The sequence below is a fragment of the Chromobacterium sp. Ag138 genome (assembly GCF_055181315.1).
Map to the genome: position 1 here is coordinate 4,631,071 of NZ_JBUPWA010000001.1, position 24,527 is coordinate 4,655,597.

Sequence of the window (24,527 nt, forward strand, 5' to 3'; positions counted from 1 at the left end):
GGGGTCAGAAGTATTCCACGCCGGGCTGGGGCTTGGCGTCTGCCTGGCGCAGGATGAAGTCCTCCACCTCGGCGGCCGGCAGCGGCTTGCACAGCAGGTAGCCTTGCACCACGTCGACGTGGATGCTGGTCAGGAAAGTCAGCTGCTGCTGGGTTTCCACGCCTTCGGCCACCACCTGCAGGCCCATGCGGTGGGCGAGGTAGGCGATGGTGTCGCACAGCGCGGTGCCTTTTTCGTCATTGTTGATATTGCGGATGAAGGACTGGTCTATCTTCAGCGTGTCCACCGGGAAGCGGATCAGGTAGGCCAGCGCGGAATGGCCGGTGCCGAAGTCGTCTATCGAGCTGTGTATGCCCATCGCGCGGAACTGCTCCATCATGGTGATGGATTGCTGCGGCGACAGCATGGTGCAGGATTCGGTGATTTCCAGCTCCAGGTGGCGGGCGGCCACCCCGGTTTCCTTCAGCACGCCGGCGACGAATTCCGGCAGCTCGTGGTCGGTGAATTGCGCGACGCTCAGGTTCACCGCCATCCTCAGCTCGGCGCCGCCCTTGTCCTGCCACGCCTTCAGCTGGCGGCAGGCTTCGCGCAGCACCCAGCGCCCCAGCGGCAGGATCAGGCCCGACTGTTCGGCGATGGGGATGAACTGCATCGGCGGGATCATGCCTTTTTTCGGATGCTGCCAGCGCACCAGCGCCTCGACCCCCACCACGCGGCCGGTGGACAGCTCGATCTGCGGCTGGTAGTGCAGCACCAGCTCGCCATGGTCTATCGCATGGCGCAGCGATTTTTCCAGCTCGACGCGCTCCCGCATCTGGCGGCCCAGCTCTTCTTCGTAGACCTGGATCCTGCGGGTGCCGCGCTGCTTGGCCTGGTATAGCGCCATGTCGGCGCGGGTCAGCAGTTCCTGCCCGTCGGCGCCGTGCGCCGGACCCAGGCTGACGCCTACGCTGGCGGTCAGGCTGAGCATCATCTCGTCCACCGGGAACGGTTCGCTGATCGCATCCAGCACCTGCCCGGCGATGGTCTCCGCCTCGGCGGCGTCCGCCACGCCGGTGAGGATGGCCGCGAACTCCACGCCCCCCAGCCGGGCGGCGTGTCCCCGCGTCCCCAGCGTTTTCCGCAGCCGCTGCGCGACATGGCGCAGCAGCAGGTCGCCGATGCGGTTGCCGTACACGTCGTTGATGAACTTGAAGTCGCCCAGGTCCACCAGCAGCGCGGCGAAGGGGTGGTCGGAGATGGCGAACAAGGCGTTCAATTGCTCCAGCAGCCCGCTTTCATTGTGCAGGCCGGTCAGCGTGTCGAAATAGGCGAGGCGGTTGATTTTTTCCTGGGCGGCCACACGCGAGGAAATGTCGATGTAGCTGACGCGGAGCAAGTGGCCGGTTTCGCTGGGCAGCTTGCTCAGCCGGACTTCGCAGGGAATGGTGCTGCCGTCGGGGCGCTGCAGGATGCGTTCGAACGGCGCGATCTCGCCTTGTTGCGCCCGCTCGGCGTGAAGGGTGACGCTTTCCGCGACGGGCAGGCCGTCGGGCTGTTCCGGCGCGTACAGCGAGGTGGGGCTGGTGCCGACCAGCGCCTGCAGCGAGCGGCCGGTCAGTTTCTCCGCCTGTTGGTTGGCGTCGACGAAGCGGCCGCTGTCCAGGTTGTACACCAGGATGGCCTCCGGCGCCTGTTCGATCAGCGCGCGAAAGCGCTGCTCGCTCAACCGCAGCGATTCGGTCTTTTCTTCCACCAGCTTGCTCAGCCGTTTCTTCAGCCGGGCCAGGTCGAGGTGGGTGTTGACGCGCGCCAACAGCTCGCTGCGCTCGAAAGGCTTGATGATGAAGTCGACCGCGCCGGCGGCGAAGCCGTCGACCTTGGTTTGCGAATCGTTGACCGAACTGAGGAACAGCACGGGAATGTCGCGGGTGCGCGGGCTCTGCTTGAGCTCGCGGCACACGGCAAGCCCATCCATGTCTGGCATGCTGAAATCCAGCAGGATCAGGTCGGGCGGATGTTTTTGCACCAGGTCCAGCGCTTCGGTCCCGCTCTGGGCGGAGCTGACCTGATAGCCCTGAGTGGACAGCAGGGCCACCAGCATCATCAGCGCGGTCATGGTGTCGTCGACAACCAGAATGTCACCTGGCACCGGCATTCGGCTTCTCCCGCAAATAATTCCACCACATCCAGTCTAGTCGTTTTCAAATCCATTAGTAGTATTCCTAATTGTCTACACTTCAACATCGGCATGGCGGCGATCGGGAGAGCGGAGTGAAGCTTACTGTCGGCAAGAACATGGCATTGCTGGTGTTGGCGGCGCTGTTGGGCCTGGCGCTGTTGACCGGTCTGGAGCAATACCTGATGGAGAAGGTGTACGACGGCGCCAACTTCGGCAACGCCAACGCGGTGCCCAGCCTCAAGGTGCTGGGCGAGCTGCGGCGCGGCTTCCAGGATTGCAGCACGCAGGCGGGGCGGCTCGACTACGACACGGAAAAGGGCGAGCGGGCCAAGATAGAAAAGAAGGTCAAGGCGGCCCGCGAGCTGGTGAGCAATTCGATTCGGTCTTATGAAACGGATGGCTGCGTCGGCGGCAATTGCTTCGCCGACGAAATAGACAAGTCCTGGCTGGAGAAGGAAAAACCGGTCTGGCAGCGCTATCAGGCCGGCCTGGACCTGGTTTTGCAGGCCGGTGCCAGCGGCGGGCAGGGCCCGGCCCGGGCGCATCAGTTGCTGCTGGCGCTGGACCCGATTTCGGATCAGATGCTGGACTTGATCGACAAGCATATCGATTACAACATCGTCATCGCCAAGAAGTTTTCCGACGAGGCCGTCGTCACCAAGCACAACGCCATCGTGCTGACGCTGGTGATCTGCGCGCTGATGCTGATCGCCATCGCGTTGATCGGCTACTGGACCAGCCGCTCCATACTGGGGCAGCTGGGCGGCGAGCCTTCCGAGGCGGCGGCCATCGCGGCGCGGCTGGCGGAGGGCGACCTGGCGAGCGACATCCTGTTGCGGCCCGGCGACGACAGCAGCCTGATGGCCCGGCTGCAATGCCTGATCGCGTCGCTGGAGGATCTGGCCAGCCGGGCCTACGCCATCGGCCAGGGCGACCTGAGCCAGGAGGTGAAGCTGGCGTCGGACAAGGACAGGCTGGGCATCGCCATCAACGAGATGATACGGATGCTGCGCGGCGCCCGCGCCGAGGACGAGCGGCGCAACTGGCTGAAGGACGGCTACAGCCAGATCTCCGCCGCGCTGACCGGGGATCTGTCCACCGAGCAGCTGGCGGACGCCGCCATCGGCCTGATCGGCCGCTACCTGGACGCCGGGCGCGGCGTGTTCTATCTGTACCGCGAGGACGAGCTGCGGCTGGATCTGGTCGGCAGCTATATGTACACCGAGCGCAACAACCTGGGCGCCAGCTTCGCGCTGGGCGAGGGCGCGGTGGGGCAGGTGGCGCGCGAGCGCAAGCCCATCATCCTGGAAGTCGGCGGCGATGACGCCGCCGCGCCCATCGTCACCGGCACCATGCTGGCTCTGCCGCGCTACACCTACACCTATCCCTTGCTGCACGAAAAAGAGCTGGTCGGCGTGATCGAGCTGTCCAGCTTCGAGCATTTCGACGAGCGCAAGCTGGAGTTCCTGTCCAATGTCGGCGGCATGCTGGCGTCTTTCCTGTTCGTCGCCGAGCAGCGGGTCCATATCCGCAAGCTGCTGGCCGCCAGCGAGGCGGCGGAAAAGGAAATGCGGGAGCAGAGCGAGCAGCTGCGCGAAAGCAATGCGCGGATGGAGGAGCAGCAGCAGCAACTGCAACAGCAATCGGAGGAGCTGCAGCAGAGCAACGCGCAGATGGAAGAGGCGCAGCAGCAACTGCGGCAGCAGACCGAAGAGCTGCAGCAGACCAATGCGCAGATGGAGGAGTCGCAGCAGCAGCTGGAGCAGCAGAACCGCGAGCTCGAAGAGTCGAGGCTGCTGCAGGAGGCCAGGGCGAAGCAGCTGGACCAGGCCAGCAAGTACAAGTCGGAGTTCCTCGCCAATATGTCGCACGAGCTGCGCACGCCGCTGAACTCCATCATCCTGCTGTCCAAGATGATGGTGAACAACGAGGACGGCACGGTGAAGGACGAGGCGCTGAAATGGGCGCAGGTGATCCACCGCTCCGGCGAGGATTTGCTGCGGCTGATCAACGACGTGCTGGATCTGTCCAAGGTGGAAGCCGGGCGGATGGACGTGCATCTGGCCACGCTGAGCAGCCGGGACGTATGCAGCGAGCTGCAAGGCATGTTCGAGCATCTGGCGCGCGACAAGGGGCTGAACTTCGTCGTCGACGACAGCCTGAACAGCGATTTCGTATCCGATCCGGACAAGCTGTCGCAGATCCTGCGCAATCTGCTGACCAATGCGATCAAGTTCACCCGCAGCGGCGGCGTCACGCTCTCCATGAGCCGCCACCCGGACGCGGCGCTGCCGATACGCATCAGCGTGCGCGACAGCGGCATCGGCATCCCGGCGGAGAAGCGAAGCGTGATCTTCGAGGCGTTTCAGCAGGCCGACGGCTCCACCTCGCGCGAATTCGGCGGCACCGGCCTGGGCCTCACCATCAGCCTGCGTTTCGCCCAGATGCTGGGCGGCACCATCGAGCTGGAAAGCGAGCCGGGCGAAGGCAGCGAGTTCATCGTCTGGCTGCCTGATCGCGGCAGGCCGGAAGCGGCGTCGGCCGGGGCGGTTTCGCTGGCGGTGGCGGACGACAGGGCGGCGCTGCGGCGAGGCGACAAGGCGATTCTGCTGATAGACGACGATCCGGTGTTCGGCCAGATGCTGGTGGCGATGAACCGGCGGCTGGGCTACAAGACGCTGCTGGCGCAGACCGGCGAGGAGGGGCTGGCGCTGGCCGCCGAGCACGGGCTAGCCGGCATCCTGCTGGACCTTGGTCTGCCCGACATGGACGGCACCCAGGTGCTGCACGAGATCAAGACGCGGCCTGCGCTGGCGGACATCCCGGTCTACATCGTGTCGGCGCGCGACCGCGACGAGGCGCTGCTGCAGCAGGGCGCCATCGGCTTCCTGCGCAAGCCCGCCAGCGACAAGCTGCTGGCGGCGGCCGAGGCCGAGCTGGTCAAGGCGGTGGGGGGCAAGAGCGGCGGCATCCTGGTGGTGGAGCGGGGCGGCATCAGCCGCGACGAGGTGTCCAAGTTGGTGGGCGGCATCGGCGGCGACATCGTGGCGGCCGCGCCGGACGCCGACTGGAAGGCGCTGCTGAAGCGGCATCATAGTCAACTGGCGGTGCTGGACCTGGGCGAGGCGGAGATCGCCGACAGCATGGCCGTCGCCGAGGCCTTGCGCGGCGTCGATCCCGACATCTCGCTGGTGTTTTACGCCAGCGGCAAGCCCAGCGAAGAGGACGAGGCGGCGTTGCGGGCCTATTCTGACTGCGTGATCGTCAAGACGCCGCAGGCCGGCCAGCGGCTGCTGGAAAACGTGGAGCGCTTCCTGCAGGACGTGCCCAGGCAGCGGGCCGAGCTCAAGGCCCCGATCGCGCCCCCTGGCAGCAAGCTGCTGGCCGACCGGCACGTGCTGGTGGTGGATGACGATCCGCGCAATCTGTTCGTGATCACCGCGGCGCTGGAGCGGCACGGCGCCAAGCTCAACAGCGCGGTCAACGGCCGGCGGGCGCTGGAATTCCTGCAGCACCAGTCCGTGGATCTGGTGCTGATGGATATCATGATGCCGGAAATGGACGGCTACCAGGCCATCGCCGCCATCCGCGCCAATCCGGCCTGGAAGGACATTCCGGTGGTGGCGATCACGGCCAAGGCGCTGCCGGCCGAGCGCGAGAAGATCCTGGCCACCGGCGCCGACGACTATCTGTCCAAGCCGGTCGATTACGACGTGCTGGTGGCCAAAGTGGCGCAATGGTGCGGGGGGCGGGCTAAGTGAGCGTGACGGTGCAGCAGCGCTCCGGCCAGTGCAAGGTCGCCATTCTGGGGCGGCTGGACCGGCAGGAGGACCGCAATGTGGTGCTGGATCTGCTGCGCGCCAATCCGGAGCAGGCGCTGGAGTTGAGCTTTTACGACGCCGATCTGTTGTGCGTGGAGCTGTTGTGCGCGATGGCGGATCGGCTGAACGGCGGCGGCAAGCTGAAGATTGTCGCCTACCATGCCTTGCTGGCGCACAGCCTGACGCGGCTGAACCTGCCCGTGCGGCTGGTGTCCGGCCAGACCGCGCCGGTTGAAGCGCGGCCGAATCCGCGGGCGCTGGCGCTGGCGGGGTCCGCGCAAAGCCTGGAATGCATCCTGCACATCGTCGAGCGGCTGCCGGTGTCGGAGATGGCGGTCTTCGTCGCCCAGCATGTGCAGGAAAATCAGGTGAATCTGCTCGACCAGTTGCTGAAGTCGCGCACCGGCTACCGCGTGGAAATGCCGCAGCATATGGCGCCGGTGCAGCCGGGGACGATCTACGTGGCCCCGCCCGGCCACCACATGCGGGTGGGCCATGGCTTTGTCTATCTCACCCGAGACCGCCAGATCCAGTTCGCGCGGCCGTCGATAGACGTGTTGTTCGAGTCGCTGGCCGGCGAATACGGCGCGGAGGCGATGGCGGTGCTGCTGTGCGGCTTCGGCCAGGACGGCACCGACGGCTGCGCCGCGCTGCGCGCCGCCGGCGCCTGCGTGATCATCCAGGACGGCGGCGAATGCGCGCCGGCGCGCGTGATGCCGGACGCGGCGCGCAACGCCGGCCATTACGATTACCTGATGAGGCTGCCGGCGATCGCCAGCGTGGCCGCCGCCGCGGCGGCCGGCGCCGGGGCCCAGCCGGAGGGCGAGCTGTTGGAGCTGTTCCTGGCGGCGCTGGTCAGCCATTACGGCTACGATTTCCGCAATTACCAGCGCGACAGCCTGAGGCGCCGCATCCGCAACCTGATGGGGCAGTTCCACATGGGCGGCTTCGCCGATTTCCAGCGCGCGGTGCTGTCCGACGTGTCGCTGTTCGAACGCCTGTGCGCGGAGCTGCCGGTGGGCGTGACCAGCTTCTTCCGCCATCCTGAGCAGCTGAAGCTGCTTCGCGAGGAAATCCTGCCCTACCTGTCCAGCTTTCCGCTGATCAAGCTGTGGTCGGCCGGCTGCTCCAGCGGCGAGGAAGCCTACTCGCTGGCCATCGTGCTGGACGAGCTGGGCCTGCTGGACCGCAGCCACCTGTTCGCCACCGACTTCAATCCCTATCTGCTGGCCCAGGGCAGCAGCGCGCTGTTTCCCGCCCAGGCGCTGGAGGCCAACCGCGCCAACTACCTGGGCAGCGGCGGCAAGCGGCTGTTCGACGCTTATCTGTCGCGGAACGGCCGCTTCTTGCAGGCCGACGACCATCTGCGCCAGCGTATCCTGTTCTACCGCCACTCGCTGACCGACGAGGGCATCTTCAATGAATTCCAGCTGGTGGTCTGCCGCAATGTGCTGATCTATTTCGACACCGAACTGCAGCGCCAGGTGCTGCGGCGCTTCGCGCAATCGCTGCATGCCGAGGGCTTCCTGGTGCTGGGGCCGCAGGACGGCCTGAACCGCCTGGCGCTGGACATGGGCTTCGAGCTCTATCGCAGCGGCAGCCATATCTATCGCGTGGGACGGAGCGCCGCGTCATGAGCCGGAAATTCGTGATACTGGTGGTGGACGATAACGGCAACAACCGCGTCACCCTGCAGGCTCTGCTGGGCCGGCTGGACGATTGCGAGGTGCTGGAGGCGGGCTCCGGCGAGGAGGCCCTGCTGATCACGCTGGAGCGGGAGGTCAACTTGATCCTGCTCGACGTGCAGATGCCGGGCATGGACGGCTTCGAAACCGCCAGCCATCTGCAGATGACCGAACGCACGCGCGGCATTCCCATCGTTTTCGTCACCGCCATTTTCAAGGCCGACGAATTCATCGGCCGCGGCTACGGCCTGGGCGCGGTGGATTACCTGATGAAGCCGCTGGACGACAACCTGCTGCTCAATCGCGTCCGGCTGTACCAGAAGCTGCATGAGCGCGAGATGGCGCTGGAGGCCCGCAGCCAGGCCTTGCTGGATGCCAACGCCCAACTGACCGAGGCGCGCGACGCGGCGGAGGCGGCCAATCGCGCCAAAAGCGAATTCCTGGCGGTGATGAGCCATGAAATCCGCACGCCGCTCAACGGCGTGATCGGCATGACCGATCTGCTGCGGCGAACCCGGCTGGACGAGCGGCAGCGCCACTACGTCAGCGTGGTGCATCGTTCCGGCGAGAACCTGCTGGCCATCATCAGCGACATCCTGGACTTCTCCAAGATAGAAGCCGGCAAGTTCGAATTGGACAACCGGCCGTTTTCTCTCAATCTGCTGGTAGAAGAAATCGTCGAGCGGCTGGCGCCGGTAGCCTATGGCAAGGGGCTGGAGCTGATGTGCTCGCTGCCGCTGATGCCGGTGGACGTGGTCGGCGACGGCAAGCGCCTGGGCCAGGTGCTGACCAATCTGCTGGGCAACGCGATCAAGTTCACCGAGTCCGGCCAGGTGCTGGCGCGCGTGGACAGCGTGGCGGAAACGGCGTCGGCGCTGACATGCCGGATCAGCGTCCGGGATACCGGCATCGGCATCTCGCCGGAGCAGCAGAAGCGGCTGTTCCAGCCTTTCTCCCAGGCCGACAGCTCCACCACCCGGCGCTTCGGCGGCACCGGGCTGGGCCTGGTGATCTCCCAGCGGCTGGTGGGCATGATGGGCGGAAGCATCGAATTGGCGAGCGAGCCCGGCGCCGGCGCCGAGTTCCACTTCACGCTGACCCTGCCGCGCGCGCCGAGCAGCCAGCCGTCGCCGCCTCCGGCCGACGGCGTGGCGCGGATGAGGGTGCTGGTGCTGGACGACAACGTCACCAATCTGGAAATCCTGGAACAGCAGCTGGCGTCGTGGAAGTGCCACATCCACGCCTTTCATGAGCCGGGGAAGGCGCTGGACTGGCTGGTTGCGGGGCATGAGGCGGATCTGATCATCTCCGACATGATGATGCCGGAGATGGACGGGCAGATGTTCCTGAGCCTGGTGCGGGAGCGGCTGGGGACGTCGGCGCCGCCGGCCATCATCCTCAGCTCCGCCGCCGACGACCTCCAGCAGTTGAACGGCGCCGCGCAACTGGCGCGCCAGGTGCTGACCAAGCCGGTGCGGCGGTCCGAGCTGTACAACGCCCTGTTGCAGCTGGGATCGTCCGTCGCCAGGGCGGGGCCGGGGGAAGGGGGCGGAGACGACCGGCAGCCGAAGTTGAAGGGCCGGGTCCTGCTGGTGGAGGACAATCTGGTCAATCAGGAACTGGCGACGGCGATGTTGGGAAATCTGGGTTGCGAGATGGCGCTGGCGCGCAATGGCGAAGAGGCGCTGCGCTTGTGGCAGGACGGCGCGTTCGATCTGGCGCTGATGGACTGCGAGATGCCGGTGATGGACGGCTGGCAGGCCACCGGCGCGATCCGGGAAAGGGAGAAGGCGCGCGGCGATGGCGCGCGCCTGGCCATCGTCGCCCTGACCGCCAATGCCGGACTGGGCGAGCGGGAGCGCTGCCTGGAGGCCGGCATGGACGATTATCTGGCCAAACCTTTTACCCAGCAGGAGCTAGGGGCGGCGCTGGCACGCTGGCTGCCTTTGGGGGATGAGGCGCCTGCCGGGCCGGCGGCGGCGGCGGGCGATGCGGAGCGCCGCGATGGAGAGTGGCTGGACGCCGGCACGCTGGATGCGATCCGGGGAATCAAGGCGGATTTGCTGCCGCGCATGCTGAGCGCCTGGATGGACGAGGGGCCGCGGCTGCTGATCGACATTCGGCAGGCGGTGGACGCCGGAGATGGCGCCGGCCTGTTCCGCGCGGCGCATGCGCTGAAGAATTGCGCCGGCAGCGTGGGCGCCCAGCCGCTGGCCTCGCTGTGCCTGGCGCTGGAGCAACTGGGCAAGGGCGAGGATCTGGCGTCGGCCGTGAATCTGCTGCCGGACCTGGACCGGGCCTTCGGCTGCTCCATCGAGGCGCTGCGCGCGCTGGACGAGGGGAAGGCGCTGGATTGACGCGCATGGCGCGCGGCGCGCAAGAGGCGGAGAGGGCTTTGCTGGCGGGGCCTGAATGTAAAACGGCGCAGGCAGTGCCTGCGCCGTCGGCGTCTGGAACGCGGAGGCGTTTATTCTTCCGGCACGTTCAAGGCATTGACGCTGTAGCCGGCGTCGACATAGGTGATCTCGCCGGTGATGCCGGAGGCCAGGTCGGACAGCATGAAGGCGGCGGCGTTGCCCACCTCTTCCGTGGTCACGTTGCGGCGCAGGCAGGCCTGGCTGGAGGCCATGTTCAGCAACTTGGAGAAGCCGGAGATGCCCGCGGCGGCCAGGGTCTTGATCGGACCGGCGGAGATGCCGTTGACGCGGATGCCTTCCTTGCCCAGGCTGGCGGCCATGAAGCGCACCGACGCTTCCAGGCTGGCCTTGGCCAGGCCCATCACGTTGTAGTTCGGAATCGCCCGCACCGCGCCCAGGTAGGACAGCGTCAGCAGCGCGGCCTTGCGGCCCTGCATCATCGGACGCGCGGCCTTGGCCAGCGCCGGGAAGCTGTAGGACGACACGTCGTGGGCGATCTGGAACGCTTCGCGGCTCAGAGAATCCAGGAAGTCGCCTTCCAGCGCTTCGCGCGGTGCGAAGCCGATCGAGTGCACCAGGCCGTCCAGACCGTCCCATTGCTTGGCGAGGTCGGCGAACAGCTGATTGATCTCGTCGTCGTTCTGCACGTCGCAGCGGTAAACCAGCTTGGAGCCGAAATCGGCCGCCATTTCGCGGACACGGTCCTCCAGCTTGTCCACCACGTAAGTGAACGCCAGCTCGGCGCCTTCGCGATGACAGGCCTGGGCGATGCCATAGGCGATCGAGCGGTTGGAGATCATGCCGGTGATCAGGATTTTCTTGCCTTGCAGAAAGCCCATTTGGTGTCCTTCATATGTAAACAGCCAGCCATTATACCGAATGCCGGCGGTTTGCAGCAGCGTCGTGGAAGCTAAGCGCCGGTTTCGGCAAGGATAACCCCTTGGGCGGAGGGGGATCGGAACTTTGTGGCGCAGGTTGCCGCCCGCTCCGCCGCTTGCTACCATCCCGAATTAAGCACACTAAATTTTGACGAGGAAGCCATGAGCGATCTGATCCTGCACGTAACCGACGATTCTTTCGAAAACGAAGTCCTGAAGGCCGACAGCCCGGTGCTGGTCGATTACTGGGCCGAATGGTGCGGTCCGTGCAAGATGATCGCCCCGATCCTGGACGAAGTGGCCAAGGAATACGAAGGCAAGCTGAAAATCGCCAAGCTGAACATCGACCAGAACGAGCAGACTCCGCCCAAATTCGGCATCCGCGGCATCCCGACCCTGATGCTGTTCAAGGACGGCCAAGTCGCCGCCACCAAGGTCGGCGCGCTGTCCAAGAGCCAGCTGACCGCCTTCATTGACAGTCAACTGTAAAGCGTCTATTCTCCACGCACAATCTTTCATGACGGGTGGCATAAGCAAGCCGCCCGTTTCGTTTACGCTTCCACACCCCCGATAGGCGCTCCGCCTCATTACTACCGAGTCGACCTCACGACCGCTATGCACTTATCTGATCTCAAACATCTCCATGTATCCGAGCTCGTTGAAATGGCCATTTCCAACGAGATCGACGGCGCCAACCGGTTGCGCAAGCAGGACCTGATCTTTGCGCTTTTGAAGAACCAGGCCAAGAAGGGCGAGAGCATTTTCGGCGAGGGTACGCTGGAAGTGTTGCCGGATGGCTTCGGTTTCCTGCGCAGCCCGGATACCTCCTATCTGGCGGGCCCGGACGACATCTACGTCAGCCCTTCCCAGATCCGCCGTTTCAACCTGCATACCGGCGATTCGATCGAAGGCGAGATCCGCACGCCCAAGGACGGCGAGCGCTATTTCGCGCTGGTGAAAGTGGATAAGGTAAACGGCGAGGCGCCGGAGAACTCCAAGCACAAGATTCTGTTCGAGAATCTGACGCCGCTGTTCCCGACCGAGCAGTTCAAGCTGGAGCGCGACATCCGCGCCGAAGAAAACATCACCGGCCGCATCATCGACCTGATCGCGCCGATCGGCCGCGGCCAGCGCGCGCTGCTGGTGGCGCCGCCGAAGTCCGGCAAGACCGTGATGCTGCAGCACATCGCCCACGCCATCACCGCCAACCACCCCGACGCGGTGCTGATCGTGCTGCTGATCGACGAGCGTCCGGAAGAAGTGACGGAAATGCAACGCTCGGTGCGCGGCGAAGTGGTGTCGTCCACCTTCGACGAGCCGGCCACCCGCCACGTGCAGGTCGCCGAGATGGTGATCGAGAAAGCCAAGCGCCTGGTCGAGCACAAGAAAGACGTGGTCATCCTGCTGGATTCCGTCACCCGTCTGGCCCGCGCCTACAACACCGTGGTGCCGGCTTCCGGCAAGGTGCTGACCGGCGGCGTGGACGCCAACGCGCTGCAGCGCCCCAAGCGCTTCTTCGGCGCCGCGCGCAATGTGGAGGAGGGCGGCAGCCTGACCATCATCGCCACCGCGCTGATCGACACCGGCAGCCGCATGGACGATGTGATCTACGAAGAATTCAAGGGCACCGGCAACTGCGAAATCCATCTGGACCGCAAGATGGCCGAAAAGCGCATCTTCCCGGCGATGAACATCAACCGCTCCGGCACCCGCCGCGAAGAGCTGCTGATTCCGCAGGATCAGCTGCAGCGCATCTGGGTGCTGCGCAAGCTGCTGTACCCGATGGACGACCTGGAGGCGATGGAATTCCTGCAGGACAAGATCAAGGCCACCAAGTCGAACCAGGCTTTCTTCGACTCGATGCGCCGCTGAGCGATATCCGCCAGCCAAGATGCCAGACCATGCCGGTCTGGCATTTTTTTTGGTACATTGGAGACATGTCCGCCGCAAGAGCGGGCGCCGGGAGACAAAAGGATAACGATATGTGGTCCATGGAGGCAGACAAGGCCGCCGCGATGATCGCCGGACGGCTGCAGTCCTACGATTTCACCGGCCGGGTGGCCGATCTGCCCTATCGGGCGGCGTCGCCCGGGCTGAAGGCGGCCGCGGTGCTGGTGCCGCTGGTGTGGCATGCGGACGGCGCCACGGTGTTGTTCACCCGCCGCACCGACCATTTGTCCAGCCATCCCGGCCAGGTCAGCTTTCCCGGCGGCAAGCTGGAGAGCGGCGACGCCTCGGCCCAGGCGGCCGCGCTACGCGAGGCGCGCGAGGAGACCGGCCTGCCGGAGTCATCGGTGCGGGTGCTGGGCAGCCTGCCGGAATACGTGACGGTGACCGGCTATCTGGTCACGCCGGTGGTGGGGCTGCTGCATCCGCCGCTGGCGCTGGCGCCGGCGCCGGACGAGGTGGCCGAGGTGTTCGAAGTGCCGCTGCCGCTGTTGCTGGACCGGCAGGCGTACAGCCGCCACGATTATGTCCGCGACGGCGTGGCCGGCCAGTACTTGTCGCTGCAGTGGGACCGGCACACCATCTGGGGCGCGACCGCGGCGATGATGTGGATGCTGGCCGACGCGCTGGGCGGCGCATCGATTTAGGCGCCCACCCAAAGCCGTTCTGCGGGCGGGTCATCCCTGTCACGCCGTTCTCCGCCGCGTCGCCCGGGATTGCCAAGCGTGGCGTCTCGGGCAGGCCAGGCTCTACGCTTCTTCCTGATCCGACAGCACCACGTTGCGGCCTGACTGCTTGGCGTCGTACAGCAGCTTGTCGGCGCGCGACATCATCAGCGCCGGGCTGTCGCCCGGCCGCCAGTCGGTGACGCCGCCGCTGAAAGTGATGCGCTGCTCGACAAAGGGGAAGGTGGTGTGGGTCAACGCGATCTGCAGCCGGCTCATCACTTTTTGCGCGTCGCGAAGCCGCGTGTAGGGGAAGATCACCATGAACTCCTCGCCGCCGATGCGCGCGTTGATGTCGGTGTTGCGGGTGGTGTCGCGCAGCGCGTTGGCGACGGCCACCAGCACGTCGTCGCCGGCCTGGTGGCCATATTGGTCGTTGAAGCGCTTGAAGTGGTCGATGTCGAACACCGCGATGGCCATGGTCTGGCCGTAGCGTTCGCAGCGGCTGATCTCGTCGCGCAGCACCATGTCGGCGTGGCGGCGGTTGTACAGGCGGGTCAGCGGGTCGGTGACCGCCATTTCAGCCAGTTGCTGATTGCTTTCGTGCAATTGCTGTTCCAGCAGCTTGCGGCCGGAGATGTCGTACAGCGCGATCAGCGCGGATGGCTGGCTGTCGTGTCCCAGCCGGCGCAGCGAGGCGATCGCCCACAGCCTGCTCTTGTCTTCCAGCTCCAGCTCCACCTCTTGCTGCAACGCGTCCTCTCCCTCGCGCAGCCATTGCTCAACCGGCTGCAGCTTCAAGGGGAGGTTCAGTTCATTGTCGGCGGCCTGTTCGGGGTCGCGCGGCGGCAGGCCCAGCATTTCCCGCGCCGGTGAGTTGGCGTGGCGGATGCGGATGGTCTGGGGATTGACCAGCAGCAGCGCCAGCGGCGCGGTGTCGAGAATCAGCCTGGCCTGCTCCTCGCTGGCGCGGATGCGTTCGTTGCCTTGCAGCAGCTGCTGGTGCTGGCGCAGATTGGACAGGTGCTTGCGCAGCGCCAGCAGGGTCAGCGCGGCGAGGAACAGCCAGCCGGGGATCGCCAGCCAGGCCTTGTCCCAGACGTAGCGGGTGAAGTCGCGCCGCGACAGGCCCACCGCCACCTGGAACGGGTAGTTGCCGGTCTGGCGCATGCTGTACAGCCGCTCGCGGCCGTCGAAGCTGGACGGCGCGTCGAACAGCATCTGCCCGGGGTCGTGGGACAGGATCTCGCGCGGCTGCAGCGGCCGGTAGCTTTGCGGGTCGTTGCCGTTGGTTTGCGGCCAGCGCGTCACCGTCAGCTGGCGCTGGTCCAGCACCAGGATCTCGCCGTGCTCCCCCACCGTCAGCCGGCTGACCTCGTCCTGGATGAAGTTGTGCTTGATCAGGCCGGTGGCCATGCCGATCAGATTGCCTTCGCCGTCGTACAGCTTGTTGGCCAGCACGATGCCGCCGTCGGTGGGGCTGTGTATCACCGTGGTGTAGTTGCTTTCCTGGGGATCGATCCGGTGCAGCCAGCGGCAGAATTCGTTGTGGTGCGGGTGGGATGGGCTGTCGCGCTTGCTGCTGAACACCGTCTGGCAGGCGGTGTCCACGATTTCGACGCGGCTGAGGTAGGGCGCCAGCTGCAGCTGCTGCTGCAGTTTCTGCGTCAGGTTCTGGCGCGCGCCGGGCTCCAGCGCGCCGCTGCGCAGCAGGTGCTGGACTTCGGGAATCTGGTTGCTGCTCTGCAGGATCAGGCCGGCTTCGTGTATGCCGGAGCTCAGCCTTTCCGCCAGCAGCTGGCTGAGGCCGCTGGCCTGCCGGCCGGCCTCGGTTTCCTGCTGGCGGTAGCTGGTGGACAGGTCCACTGCCAGCAGCGCGAGGGTCACCAGCAACAATAGCGCGGCGCCCCATTTGGCGTGGCGGGCGGAGCGGGAGCCGAATCTGGGCGGAGTCATGTCCATGAACGGTAAGGGTTATGCTTTGCTTATAGTAGGCATGTCCCCAGTATGACAGCTCTGCCCATGGCTGCGTAGCGCGTTACAGGGTGAAGCGCATCGACAGATCCAGCGCGCGCACGTCCTTGGTCAGCTTGCCCACGGAGATCCGGTCGACGCCGGTGGCGGCGATGGCGCGCACGCTGTCGAGGTCTATGCCGCCCGAGGCTTCGAGTTCGGCGCGGCCTGCGCTGATCTTCACCGCGCGGCGCATGTCGTCGAGCGACATATTGTCCAGCAGCACCAGTTTGGTGCCGTGGTTCAGCGCGTCCTCCAGTTGCGGCAGCGACTCCACCTCGATCTGCAGCGTGACGCCCGGCGGCAGGTCGGCCAGCGCCTGGGCCATCGCCTGGGCGACGCCGCCGGCGGCCATGATGTGGTTTTCCTTGATCAGGATGCCGTCGAACAAGCCGATGCGCTGATTGGCGCCGCCGCCCACGGTGACGGCGTACTTTTGCGCCAGGCGCAGGCCGGGCACGGTTTTGCGGGTGTCCAGGATGCGGGCGCGATGGCCGGCTGCCGCGTCGACATAGCGGCGGGTCTCGCTGGCGACGCCGGACAGCAACTGCAGGAAATTGAGCGCGCTGCGCTCGGCGGTGAGCAGCGCGCGGGCCGGGCCGCTGATCCGGCACAGCTCGCGGCCCGCTTCCACGCGTTCCCCCTCGGCCGCCAGCCACTCCACCGCGCAGCGAGTATCCACCTGGCGGAAGCACTCGTCGAACCAGGCCTGGCCGCAGATCACCCCGTCTTCGCGCGCGATCACGCGGGCGGCGCCGGTTTTGTCGGCGGCTATCAGTCGGGCGGTCCAGTCGCAGGGGCCGATATCTTCGGCCAGGGCCAGAGATACGTGTTGGGCGATCAGGTGGTGGGCAGGCAGCATGAAGGTCTCCATCCAAAAGCGTATTGTAACGGCAGGCGGCCGAGTTGGCGCGTCCGGCGGCGGCGAAAGTCCGGGAAGGGAGGCGGGCATCTGTTATGCTGGAGCCCGGTTTCTTTTAATTTGAACGTCATGGATTTGTCCGCATTGCTGTTTGCCGGCTGGGCGCCGTGGCTGGGCGGCGCGCTCGCGGCCGCGGCGCTGGCTTTTGCCGCCTGCCGGGTCAAATGGCGCGCGCTCGACCCGGCGGCGCTGAACGCCTGGATGGGGGCCTGCGTGCTGGACCTGGCGCTATGGCTGCTGCGCGGCGGCCTGCAGCCGGGCTTGTCCTTCCATCTGCTGGGCGCGGCCTTGTTCGCTTTGCTGATGGGGCCGTGGCTGGCCATGCTGGCGCTGGCGGCGGTGCAGCTGGCCCTGGCCGCGGCCGGCCACGCCGACTGGCGGGCGCTGGGGCTCAATTGGCTATTGACGGCGCTGCCCGCGGTGGCGGTGACGTCCGGCATGCTGGAGCTGGCGCGGCGGCGCTTGCCCGCGCATTTCTTCATCTACGTCTTCGTCAACGGCTTTTTGGCCGGCGGAGCCAGCCTGCTGGCGGCGGCCTTGTGCGGCGTGCTGGCGCTGGGGCTGGCCGGCGCCTATCCTTGGGACGCGTTGTTGGAGGAGGCGCTGCCTTATTATTTTCTGCTGTCGTGGTCGGAAGCCTTCACCACGGGCTTGCTGCTCGCGGTGCTGGTGGTGTACAAGCCGCGCTGGGTGGCGACTTTCGATGACGGGCGCTACCTTGGAGGCAAGCCGGGCCCCGGCTGAGCGGCGTTTGCCGCTGTCAAAACAAGGAGGAGTCGATGCCGTTCGTGCTATGGAGTCTGTTGTTGGCCGCGGCGCTGCCGCTGATCTGGGCCGGCGTGGCCAAGGCCGGGGTCCGTTACGACAACCATCGTCCGCGGGAGTGGGCGGCGCAGCTGGACGGCCGCCGCCAGCGCGCCAACTGGGCGCAGCAGAATGCCTGGGAGGCGCTGCCCACCTATCTGGCGGCGGTTACGGCCGCCTGGCTGATGAAGGTGCCGGTGGCGGAGATGAACGCCGCCGCCGCCGTGTTCGCGCTGGCGCGCGTCGCGCATGGCCTGCTGTACGTGGCGGACAAGGCGGCGCTGCGTTCGCTGGCCTGGCTGATCGGCCTGTTGGCCGTGCTTTACCTGTTCCTGCGCGCCGGCGGCGTGATCGCCTTATAGCCAGCCCTGCGCCTGCAGCGCGGCGCGGACCTGGGGCAGGCCCGCGGTGTGGAAGGCTTGCCAGCCCTGAGCGCGCGCGGCCTCCACGCATTCGATGTTGTCGTCGAAGAAGGCGATGGCTTCGGGCGCGACGCCCAGAGTTTGCTGGACGTGGCGGTAGATGGCGGCGTCCGGCTTGCGCAGATGCAGTAAGTGGGAGGCGAAGGTGTGCCGGAAGTGGGGCAGCAGGCCGAATTCGCGGTCTATCTTGTCCCAGTGCAGCGCGTTGTTGTTGCTGAGCGCGGCCAGCGGAAAGCGGCGCGACAGTTCGGCCAGCAATTCCGCCGCGCCGGGGTAGGCGCCGGCCAGCCAGTCGGACAGCTGCCCGAGCATCGCGTCGGCGTCCACGCCCAGCTGCAGCGTGTCGGTCATCGCGGCGGCGAACTCGCGCGGCGCGCATTCGCCCAAATCCAGCTTGGCCACCCAGGGGCTGTCGATCCAGAACAGGCGCGCCTGTTCGCGTTCCAGCCGGCCGCCGGACAGCCGCAGCAGCGGGTCGATGCCGTTCCAGTCCACCAGCACGCCGCCCAGATCGAATACCAGCACTTCCGCTTGCTTGCTCATTTGCTCTCCAAAGACATTGCGTTGTCGGGGGATGGGCGCTTACAGGATCAGCGGCTCCGGTTCCAGCGCCACGCCGAATTTCTCGCTTACCGAGTCCTGCACCTTGCGTGCCAGCGCATGCATTTGGGCGCCGGTGGCTTGGCCGTGATTGACCAGCACCAGCGCCTGTTTGTCGTGCACGCCGGCGTCGCCGTCGCGATAGCCTTTCAGCCCGCATTGATCGATCAGCCAGCCGGCGGCCAGCTTGACCCGGCCGTCGGCGGCGGGATAGTGCGGCAGTTGCGGATGACGCTCCAGCAGCGCGGCGGCCTGCCCGGCGTCGATGACCGGATTCTTGAAGAAGCTGCCGGCGTTGCCCAGCACGGCGGGATCGGGCAGCTTGCTCCGGCGGATGGCGACCACCGCCCGGCTGACGTCCAGCGGCGTCGGCTGCTCCACGCCGTCCGCCTGCAGCTGTTTCTGGATGTCGCCGTAGCCGGTGCGCAGATCCGCGCGGCGGGACAGCCGGAAACGGACCGCCGTCACCAGCAGCCGGCCGGCGGCCTCGCGCTTGAACACGCTGTCGCGGTAGCCGAAGCGGCACTCGGCGTTCGACAGCGTCAGCGCCTCGCCGTTCCGGTCCAGCTGCGCGCAGACTACCTCCAGCAGGCGGTCCTTCACCTCGACGCCGTAGGCGCCGATGTTCTGCACCGGGCTCGCGCCGACGGTGCCGGGGATCAGGCTGAGGTTCTCCAGGCCATACCAGCCCTGGGCCAGCGCGTATTGGACGAAGCCGTGCCAGTTTTCGCCGGCGGCGGCCTCGACGATCACGTCGTCGCCGTCCTCGTCCAGCAGGCGGATGCCCGTCAGCGCCACCTTCACCACCAGTCCGGGGTAGTCGCGGGTCAGCAGCAGGTTGCTGCCGCCGCCCAGCCACAGCACCGGGCCTTGCCGGTATAGCGGATGCGCGAGCAGGGCCGGCAGGTCGGCGGCATCGTCCAGCTGGCAAAAGTGAGCGGCGCGGACCGCCATGCCGAAGGTGTTGTGGGGGCGCAGGTCGACAGCCGCGCGAAACTGCAGGGTCATAACAGGATTCCTTGGTCGCGGTGCAGCCGCTTGCGGCTGGCGCGGGCCAGATAATAGGTCAGAAGCAGGCCGGCCACGGTCAGGCTGATCACCAGCGCGGTCCAGAAGCCGTAGATGCCCATCCGCGGCACGATCCAGTCGGTCAGCCCCAGCAGCATGCCCAGGCCCAGGCCCACCATCCAGAACGAGGTGATGTGGATCAGCATCGGCACGGCGGTCAGCTTGTAGCCGCGCAGCGCGCCGGAGGCGATGGTTTGGGCGGCGTCGGTCAACTGATAGACGGCGGCGAACAACAGCAGCGTGGTGCCCATCGCGATCACTCTGGGATCGGCGCTGTACATCCACATGATGGGCTCGCGCAGCAGCAGCACCAGCAGCATCGCGCCGCCGGCCATCGCCAGCCCCATCAGCATGCCGACGCCGGAGATGAAGCGGGCGGCCTTGTAGTCGCCGGCGCCGGCGTGGTGGCCGACCCGCACCGACAGCGCGGTGGCCACGCTCTGCGGCAGCATGTAGATCAGGCTGGAGAAGTTCAGCACCGACTGGTGGGTGGCCACGACCACGGTGCCCAGCTCGGCGATCAGCAGCGCGATGAAGGAGAACAGGCTGACTTCGACGAAGAAGGACAGGCCGATGGGCACGCCCAGCTTCAGGAAGGCGAGGAAGCGGCGCCAATCCGGCGCGGCCAGCCCGGCCAGGATGCGGTTGTCGCGGAAATTGCGGTGCCAGCTGACATAGGCGAGCAGCGCCAGGCAGTTGAACCAGAACGCGATGCCGGTGGCCCAGCCGCAGCCGGCGCCGCCCATTTTCGGCATGCCGAACAGGCCGTGGATCAGAATGTAGTTGAGCGGAATGTTCAGCGCCAGCGCCAAGAGGCTGACCACCATGATGGCCTTGGGGTGGCCCAGGCTGGACGCGTAGGCGTGCAAGGCGCGGTGAATCATCGCCGCCGGCATGCCGACGGCCGCGCCGGTGATGAACAGCATCACCTTGTCGGTGACGTCGGGCGGCAGGTGCAGCCAGTGGCGCAGCGGCGCTTCCAGCGCCAGCATCAGGCCGCCGCCCAGCATGCCGAGCAGCAGGCCGAACCACAGGCCCTGGGCCGCGTCGCGGCCGAAGGCGCGCTGGTCGCGGGAGCCCAGGTGGTGGGACAGGATGGGGTTGAGCGCGGCGACCACGCCCATCAGCGTCACGTAGGCGGTGATGAACACGCTGGCGCCCAGCGACACCGCGGCCAGGTCGTCGGTGCCGACGCGGCCGGCCATCACGGTGTCGACGAAGCTGGTGGCCACCTGGGCGATCTGGGCGACCATCATCGGCAGCGCGAGGCTGGCGATCTGGCGCGCTTCGGCCAGGATTTCGGCGCGCGAGGCGCGGTTGAGTTCGAACAGCATGCGGTCCTGCGGATTTGGGGCAGAAACTGCCGATTATAGCCGTCCCGCCCGCATACTGTCTGCATGAGGACGGCCAAGCCCCGTGGACATCGACACGCTGCGCGGCCGGGTATCGACCCCGGCGCTCGGCAGGGCGCCGCCTGACGCGTCTAGAACCGCACCGGCGGATCGCGCCGCAGATCGCAGCTGATGATCAGCTCGCCGCCGAAGCGGGTGTTGATCGCCAGCGCGTCGGCCAGGCTGATGTCGCGGACGGTCAGTTGCTGTTCGCAGCGGTCTATGTCATAGCCCTGGTCGCGGGCGAAGGCGGCGAGGTCGTGCAGGGCGCTGTCGTCGCCGGACGGCAGCGGTGTGGCGCTCAGGCTGCCACAGAGGGGGCGAGGTCTTCCCACGGCATCAAAAATCGCAAAAGAGAAATCGGCATAGCTGTCTTGCAGGCAGTCGTACATTTTTGGCTCTCCCAGGTTCGGTCGCGCTGCGCGTGCCGGGCCTGGATGGCCGGCGACGCTTTAGCAGGATTTTTCGGCGCCCTGCAAGTTGTCATTAACTCGGCGCCTGAACCGATTCGAAACCGCCTGCGGGAGAGCATGCCGGCCAGCCATGAAAAAACCCGCTGGCCATTAAGCGCAAGCGGGTTGATCCGGATACGCTTTAGCTGGCATTTATCGAGCGCCCGCAAGCTGTGTCAAATCGGCGCATGAGCATTAGATTATGCCGATGGCAGCGGGCTGTCAACACCGCGTTTCCGCTAGCCCCGTTCCGGCAGCGCGCGCGCAGACGGCGGGATCTCATCCGGTATCGGCAGGCTGGAAGGCTCTTCCCGGGGCCCCTTCAGCCGCGTGGAAAGCGCCAGGCCGCCCAGGCTGCCGCCCAGCGCCACGTAGAGGATGGCGGGCAGGCCGAAGCGGGTGGCGACGAAACCGGCCAGCGCCGGCGCCGCGCCGCCGCCCAGCACCTCGCCCAGCCCCACCACGATGCCGGTGGCGGCCGGCAGCAGCGCGGCGGGCACCGACTCCCCGGTCAGCGGGCCCACGGTCAGGCAGGTGAGGCTGCAGTTGAAGAAGGAAATGCCGAACAGCAGGACGAACAGCAGCCAGGGCTGGGCCGGCGCCAGCTTGAGCAGCAGCACCAGCGCCGCGCTGGCGGCGAACGACAGCATCACCGCCGGTTTGCGGCCATAGAGGTCCGACAGGCCGGGCACGATCAGTTGGCCGATGAAGCCGCCGATGCCGATGGCGGAGATCACCGACGCCATTTCCATCGTCGACAGCCGCAGGTGGTCGGTCAGGTAGTTGGGCAGCATCGCGCACAGCACGAACTGGCAGGCCAGGATGCAGAACATCAGCAGCACGTTGAGCCGGATATTGCCCAGCCGCAGCAATTGCCGCCACGGCAGGGGGGCGTCGGCGGGCCGGCCGGACGCGGGGGGCTGGTGGCCGAGTTCGGGCCGGTAGTGGCGGTGGATCAGCCAGGCCAGCAGGAAGCCGGGCAGCGCCACCACCGCGAACACGCCGCGCCAGGAGTGCAGCGTTTCCAGCAGCCAGACGGCGATCAGCGGCCCCAGCGCCAGCCCCAGCACTGGAAACAACGCCTGCTGCACGCCCAGATTGAAGCCGCGCCGGTCCGGGTGGGACACCTCGGTGGCGACCGTGATGCCGGCGGGCGTGAACAGGCCCTCGCACACGCCCATCAGCGCGCGCAGCGCCAGCAGCCCGAACAGGCCGCCAGCCAGCGCGGACAGGCCGGACAGCGCCGAAACCAGAAACAGCGAGCCGACCAGCACCGTCTTGCGGCCCAGGCGGTCCACCATGCCGCCCACGGTCAGCGCGGCCAGGCCCCAGGCCATGGCCAGCGCGGCGGACAGGTTGCCCAGGTCCTGATAGTTCATCTGCAGATCCCGCATGATGACCGGGAACAAGGGCAGGATGATGAAGCGGTCCAGCCCCACCAGGCCGAAGCCCAGCGACAGCAGCAGCACCATGATGGTTTCGTGTCGCCCGGCGCCGGGGCCGGGCAGCGTGGTCTTGTTCATCGCGTTTTCCTGAGGCGTCGCCGGCGGGCGCGCCGGTCCGCGGCCGCCCGCGCGGATCGGGAGCCGATGGCCGGCGGCGAGCCGCGGCGGAAGTGGCGAAAGGGAAGGTGACGACGGGAGGGAGCAGGCGCGCCGTCCTGGCGCGCCTGTCAGGCGGATGGCCTCAGGCCGCCCACTGGCCCACCGCCATCTCGGCGGTGAAGCCCGGGCCAAAGGCGGCCAGCATGCCGATCGAACCTTCTTCGGTGTTGGCGGCGAAGCGGCGGCTCAGCACGTCGAACACCACCACGCTGGCGATGTTGCCGGCTTCGGACAGGCTGTTGCGGGAGTGGGCCACCTTTTCGGCCGGCAGCTCCAGCTTGTTGACCAGCTCGTCCAGAATCTTGCGGCCGCCGGTGTGGAACACGAAGAAGTCGTTGTACGCGCACTGCTGGTTGTACACCTGCTGGTTTAGTTCCTCCATCACCGGCGCCACGTCCTTGATCGAGTTCATCACCGCCTTGTCCAGCGTGAAGTGGAAGCCGGTGTCCTTGACGTCGTAGCGGATGAAGTGCTCGCTTTTGGGCAGGAAGAAGGAGCGGGTGCCCTTGATGTGGAAGCCTGCGGCTTCGTCGTCGGCGCGCACCACGCAAGCCGACACGGCGTCGCCGAACAGCGCCGACGAGATGAAGGCATGCAGCTTGGTGTCGTCGGGCTGGTAGCACAGCGACGAGAATTCCAGCGATACGATCAGCACGTGGTTGCGGCCGCCCAGGCTGGCGAAGTCGTGGGCGCGATTGATGGCGGCGGCGCCGGCCACGCAGCCGAGCTGGGCGATGGGCAGCTGGATGGTCGATTGCGCCATGTTCAGATCATTGATCAGGTGGGCGGTCAGCGACGGCATCATGAAGCCGGTGCACGAGGTGACGATCACCATGCGGATGTCTTGCGGCGTCAGGCCGGCGCTTTCCAGCGCCTGCAGCGCGGCCTTGGACGACATCGCCCGCGCCTCTCGCTCGTAGACGATGCTGCGGTGGGTGAAGCCGGTGTGCACCGACAATTCGTCGATCGGCAGCACCAGGTGGCGGGTGTTCACCTCGGTGTTCTGGATCATTCTGCGCGCCAGCGGGAGGCGCGGGTGATCGCCGTGCAGTTCTTCCAGGTGCTCGATCATCTGGGCCTGGGTGATCTTGTATTGCGGGAACAGCACGGACGGTTGGCAGAGCGTGGACATGGTTCGGACCTTTATATCAGTGAGTGGCTAAGATTCGGGTGGCGTTGTTTTCATTCAGGGCGCCGGGCGGGGCGACGCGTCCCGCCCGGCCGGGATCAGTCTTCCAGCACGAACTTGTAGGCGTATTGCCAGGCCAGATTGCTCTCGCGCACATGCTTGCGCAGCACCATGCGCACGCGGGCGCCGATTTTCAGCCGGGACGGGTCGAGCACGTCCACCACTTCGGAGGCGAGGCCGATGCCGTCGTCCAGCTTCAGCATCGCCATGTGGCGCGGCACGGTCTCGCCGTAGCCCATGCCGGCGAGAATGGGGTTGGCGGCTTCCGACAGCGCGACGATGACGCCGGCGCGGGCGCAGCGGTAGGTTTCCACGCTCAGCGAATTGCAGGCGCCGCACACGCTGCGGCGCGGGAAGAAGATTTCGCCGCACGCCTTGCAGCGCGTGCCTTCCAGTCGGTACTTGCCGCCATGCTCGCGCCATTCGCGCAGCATGCTGGCGGTGGTCATGCGGTGGATGTGTTCCGGATACAGGGACATGCTTACGCT

The 24,527-nt window shown here is 66.5% G+C and carries 19 protein-coding genes; 8 read left to right on the top strand and 11 right to left on the bottom strand.

Going from position 1 to position 24,527, the window contains the following annotated elements; all coding sequences use genetic code 11:
• Nucleotides 1–4: 4 nt before the first annotated feature.
• Nucleotides 5–2,137: a two-component system response regulator gene (locus tag ACY3GB_RS21565; RefSeq protein WP_463090537.1), complete on the bottom strand. Its 2,133-nt coding sequence runs from the start codon at nucleotides 2,135–2,137 to the stop codon at nucleotides 5–7.
• A 116-nt stretch (nucleotides 2,138–2,253) separates the two neighbouring features.
• Between ACY3GB_RS21565 and ACY3GB_RS21570 the strand changes: the two genes are divergently transcribed.
• Genes ACY3GB_RS21570 through ACY3GB_RS21580 form a run of 3 tightly spaced genes read left to right on the top strand, consistent with a single transcriptional unit; the run spans nucleotide 2,254 to nucleotide 10,024 of the window.
• Nucleotides 2,254–5,922, top strand: a complete 3,669-nt coding sequence (locus tag ACY3GB_RS21570; protein WP_463090538.1) for a response regulator — start codon at nucleotides 2,254–2,256, stop codon at nucleotides 5,920–5,922.
• Entirely contained in the window at nucleotides 5,919–7,619 is a 1,701-nt protein-coding gene (locus ACY3GB_RS21575; RefSeq protein ID WP_463090539.1) for a chemotaxis protein CheB, read from the top strand. Before ACY3GB_RS21570 ends, ACY3GB_RS21575 begins: the two co-directional genes overlap by 4 nt.
• A complete protein-coding gene (locus tag ACY3GB_RS21580) occupies nucleotides 7,616–10,024 on the top strand; it encodes a response regulator (RefSeq protein WP_463090540.1) in 2,409 nt (802 codons plus the stop codon). Before ACY3GB_RS21575 ends, ACY3GB_RS21580 begins: the two co-directional genes overlap by 4 nt.
• A gap of 110 nt (nucleotides 10,025–10,134) precedes the next feature.
• Here the strand turns inward: ACY3GB_RS21580 and fabI are convergent, their stop codons facing one another.
• Nucleotides 10,135–10,923 (bottom strand): enoyl-ACP reductase FabI, encoded by a 789-nt coding sequence (gene fabI, locus ACY3GB_RS21585; protein WP_021476379.1) that lies wholly within the window; start codon nucleotides 10,921–10,923, stop codon nucleotides 10,135–10,137.
• 201 nt (nucleotides 10,924–11,124) lie between these two features.
• Between fabI and trxA the strand changes: the two genes are divergently transcribed.
• From trxA to ACY3GB_RS21600, 3 genes are all read left to right on the top strand, one after another.
• Nucleotides 11,125–11,451, top strand: coding sequence for a thioredoxin TrxA (gene trxA, locus ACY3GB_RS21590; RefSeq protein WP_463090541.1), 327 nt, complete (start codon nucleotides 11,125–11,127; stop codon nucleotides 11,449–11,451).
• A 126-nt stretch (nucleotides 11,452–11,577) separates the two neighbouring features.
• On the top strand, nucleotides 11,578–12,834 hold the full coding sequence (rho, locus tag ACY3GB_RS21595) for a transcription termination factor Rho (protein ID WP_021476377.1): 1,257 nt from the start codon (nucleotides 11,578–11,580) through the stop codon (nucleotides 12,832–12,834).
• A gap of 110 nt (nucleotides 12,835–12,944) precedes the next feature.
• Nucleotides 12,945–13,556 (top strand): CoA pyrophosphatase, encoded by a 612-nt coding sequence (locus tag ACY3GB_RS21600; protein WP_463090542.1) that lies wholly within the window; start codon nucleotides 12,945–12,947, stop codon nucleotides 13,554–13,556.
• A 102-nt stretch (nucleotides 13,557–13,658) separates the two neighbouring features.
• Here the strand turns inward: ACY3GB_RS21600 and ACY3GB_RS21605 are convergent, their stop codons facing one another.
• On the bottom strand, nucleotides 13,659–15,530 hold the full coding sequence (locus ACY3GB_RS21605; RefSeq protein ID WP_463090543.1) for a sensor domain-containing diguanylate cyclase: 1,872 nt from the start codon (nucleotides 15,528–15,530) through the stop codon (nucleotides 13,659–13,661).
• An 82-nt stretch (nucleotides 15,531–15,612) separates the two neighbouring features.
• Complete coding sequence (nadC, locus tag ACY3GB_RS21610) at nucleotides 15,613–16,449, bottom strand: carboxylating nicotinate-nucleotide diphosphorylase (protein ID WP_463090544.1); 837 nt, start codon at nucleotides 16,447–16,449, stop codon at nucleotides 15,613–15,615.
• 129 nt (nucleotides 16,450–16,578) lie between these two features.
• Here nadC and ACY3GB_RS21615 point away from each other — a divergent pair, with 129 nt between their 5' ends.
• Both ACY3GB_RS21615 and ACY3GB_RS21620 read left to right on the top strand, forming a co-directional pair.
• Nucleotides 16,579–17,253, top strand: coding sequence for an energy-coupling factor ABC transporter permease (locus ACY3GB_RS21615; RefSeq protein ID WP_463090545.1), 675 nt, complete (start codon nucleotides 16,579–16,581; stop codon nucleotides 17,251–17,253).
• Nucleotides 17,254–17,288: 35 nt separating this feature from the next.
• Nucleotides 17,289–17,675: an MAPEG family protein gene (locus ACY3GB_RS21620; RefSeq protein ID WP_463090546.1), complete on the top strand. Its 387-nt coding sequence runs from the start codon at nucleotides 17,289–17,291 to the stop codon at nucleotides 17,673–17,675.
• On the opposite strand, the gene ACY3GB_RS21625 is transcribed toward ACY3GB_RS21620, so the two are convergent.
• From ACY3GB_RS21625 to ACY3GB_RS21655, 7 genes are all read right to left on the bottom strand, one after another.
• Nucleotides 17,670–18,278 (bottom strand): HAD family hydrolase, encoded by a 609-nt coding sequence (locus ACY3GB_RS21625; RefSeq protein ID WP_463090547.1) that lies wholly within the window; start codon nucleotides 18,276–18,278, stop codon nucleotides 17,670–17,672. The two genes, ACY3GB_RS21620 and ACY3GB_RS21625, sit on opposite strands and share 6 nt — an antisense overlap.
• Before the next feature lie 39 nt (nucleotides 18,279–18,317).
• On the bottom strand, nucleotides 18,318–19,343 hold the full coding sequence (gene murB, locus ACY3GB_RS21630) for a UDP-N-acetylmuramate dehydrogenase (protein WP_463090548.1): 1,026 nt from the start codon (nucleotides 19,341–19,343) through the stop codon (nucleotides 18,318–18,320).
• Nucleotides 19,340–20,737 carry an MATE family efflux transporter gene (locus tag ACY3GB_RS21635; protein ID WP_463090549.1) on the bottom strand — a complete coding sequence of 466 codons (1,398 nt, stop codon included), beginning with the start codon at nucleotides 20,735–20,737 and terminating at the stop codon, nucleotides 19,340–19,342. The genes murB and ACY3GB_RS21635 overlap by 4 nt, the downstream gene beginning before the upstream one ends.
• A gap of 149 nt (nucleotides 20,738–20,886) precedes the next feature.
• Nucleotides 20,887–21,186 (bottom strand): hypothetical protein, encoded by a 300-nt coding sequence (locus tag ACY3GB_RS21640; protein ID WP_463090550.1) that lies wholly within the window; start codon nucleotides 21,184–21,186, stop codon nucleotides 20,887–20,889.
• A 299-nt stretch (nucleotides 21,187–21,485) separates the two neighbouring features.
• Nucleotides 21,486–22,769, bottom strand: coding sequence for an MFS transporter (locus tag ACY3GB_RS21645; RefSeq protein ID WP_463090551.1), 1,284 nt, complete (start codon nucleotides 22,767–22,769; stop codon nucleotides 21,486–21,488).
• Nucleotides 22,770–22,932: 163 nt separating this feature from the next.
• A complete protein-coding gene (locus ACY3GB_RS21650) occupies nucleotides 22,933–23,982 on the bottom strand; it encodes a type III polyketide synthase (RefSeq protein WP_463090552.1) in 1,050 nt (349 codons plus the stop codon).
• Between the two features lie 95 nt (nucleotides 23,983–24,077).
• Complete coding sequence (locus tag ACY3GB_RS21655; protein ID WP_021476365.1) at nucleotides 24,078–24,518, bottom strand: Zn-ribbon domain-containing OB-fold protein; 441 nt, start codon at nucleotides 24,516–24,518, stop codon at nucleotides 24,078–24,080.
• Between the last annotated feature and the right edge of the window lie 9 nt (nucleotides 24,519–24,527).

Bases quoted from the DNA above. Each gene is read 5' to 3' on its own strand.
- ACY3GB_RS21605 (WP_463090543.1), bottom strand. From the start codon at position 15,530: ATGACTCCGCCCAGATTCGGCTCCCGCTCCGCCCGCCACGCCAAATGG.
- ACY3GB_RS21635 (WP_463090549.1), bottom strand. From the start codon at position 20,737: ATGCTGTTCGAACTCAACCGCGCCTCGCGCGCCGAAATCCTGGCCGAA.
- ACY3GB_RS21620 (WP_463090546.1), top strand. From the start codon at position 17,289: ATGCCGTTCGTGCTATGGAGTCTGTTGTTGGCCGCGGCGCTGCCGCTG.
- trxA (WP_463090541.1), top strand. From the start codon at position 11,125: ATGAGCGATCTGATCCTGCACGTAACCGACGATTCTTTCGAAAACGAA.
- rho (WP_021476377.1), top strand. From the start codon at position 11,578: ATGCACTTATCTGATCTCAAACATCTCCATGTATCCGAGCTCGTTGAA.
- ACY3GB_RS21655 (WP_021476365.1), bottom strand. From the start codon at position 24,518: ATGTCCCTGTATCCGGAACACATCCACCGCATGACCACCGCCAGCATG.
- ACY3GB_RS21615 (WP_463090545.1), top strand. From the start codon at position 16,579: ATGGATTTGTCCGCATTGCTGTTTGCCGGCTGGGCGCCGTGGCTGGGC.
- murB (WP_463090548.1), bottom strand. From the start codon at position 19,343: ATGACCCTGCAGTTTCGCGCGGCTGTCGACCTGCGCCCCCACAACACC.
- ACY3GB_RS21645 (WP_463090551.1), bottom strand. From the start codon at position 22,769: ATGAACAAGACCACGCTGCCCGGCCCCGGCGCCGGGCGACACGAAACC.
- ACY3GB_RS21580 (WP_463090540.1), top strand. From the start codon at position 7,616: ATGAGCCGGAAATTCGTGATACTGGTGGTGGACGATAACGGCAACAAC.
- fabI (WP_021476379.1), bottom strand. From the start codon at position 10,923: ATGGGCTTTCTGCAAGGCAAGAAAATCCTGATCACCGGCATGATCTCC.
- ACY3GB_RS21565 (WP_463090537.1), bottom strand. From the start codon at position 2,137: ATGCCGGTGCCAGGTGACATTCTGGTTGTCGACGACACCATGACCGCG.
- ACY3GB_RS21640 (WP_463090550.1), bottom strand. From the start codon at position 21,186: ATGTACGACTGCCTGCAAGACAGCTATGCCGATTTCTCTTTTGCGATT.
- ACY3GB_RS21650 (WP_463090552.1), bottom strand. From the start codon at position 23,982: ATGTCCACGCTCTGCCAACCGTCCGTGCTGTTCCCGCAATACAAGATC.
- nadC (WP_463090544.1), bottom strand. From the start codon at position 16,449: ATGCTGCCTGCCCACCACCTGATCGCCCAACACGTATCTCTGGCCCTG.
- ACY3GB_RS21600 (WP_463090542.1), top strand. From the start codon at position 12,945: ATGTGGTCCATGGAGGCAGACAAGGCCGCCGCGATGATCGCCGGACGG.
- ACY3GB_RS21625 (WP_463090547.1), bottom strand. From the start codon at position 18,278: ATGAGCAAGCAAGCGGAAGTGCTGGTATTCGATCTGGGCGGCGTGCTG.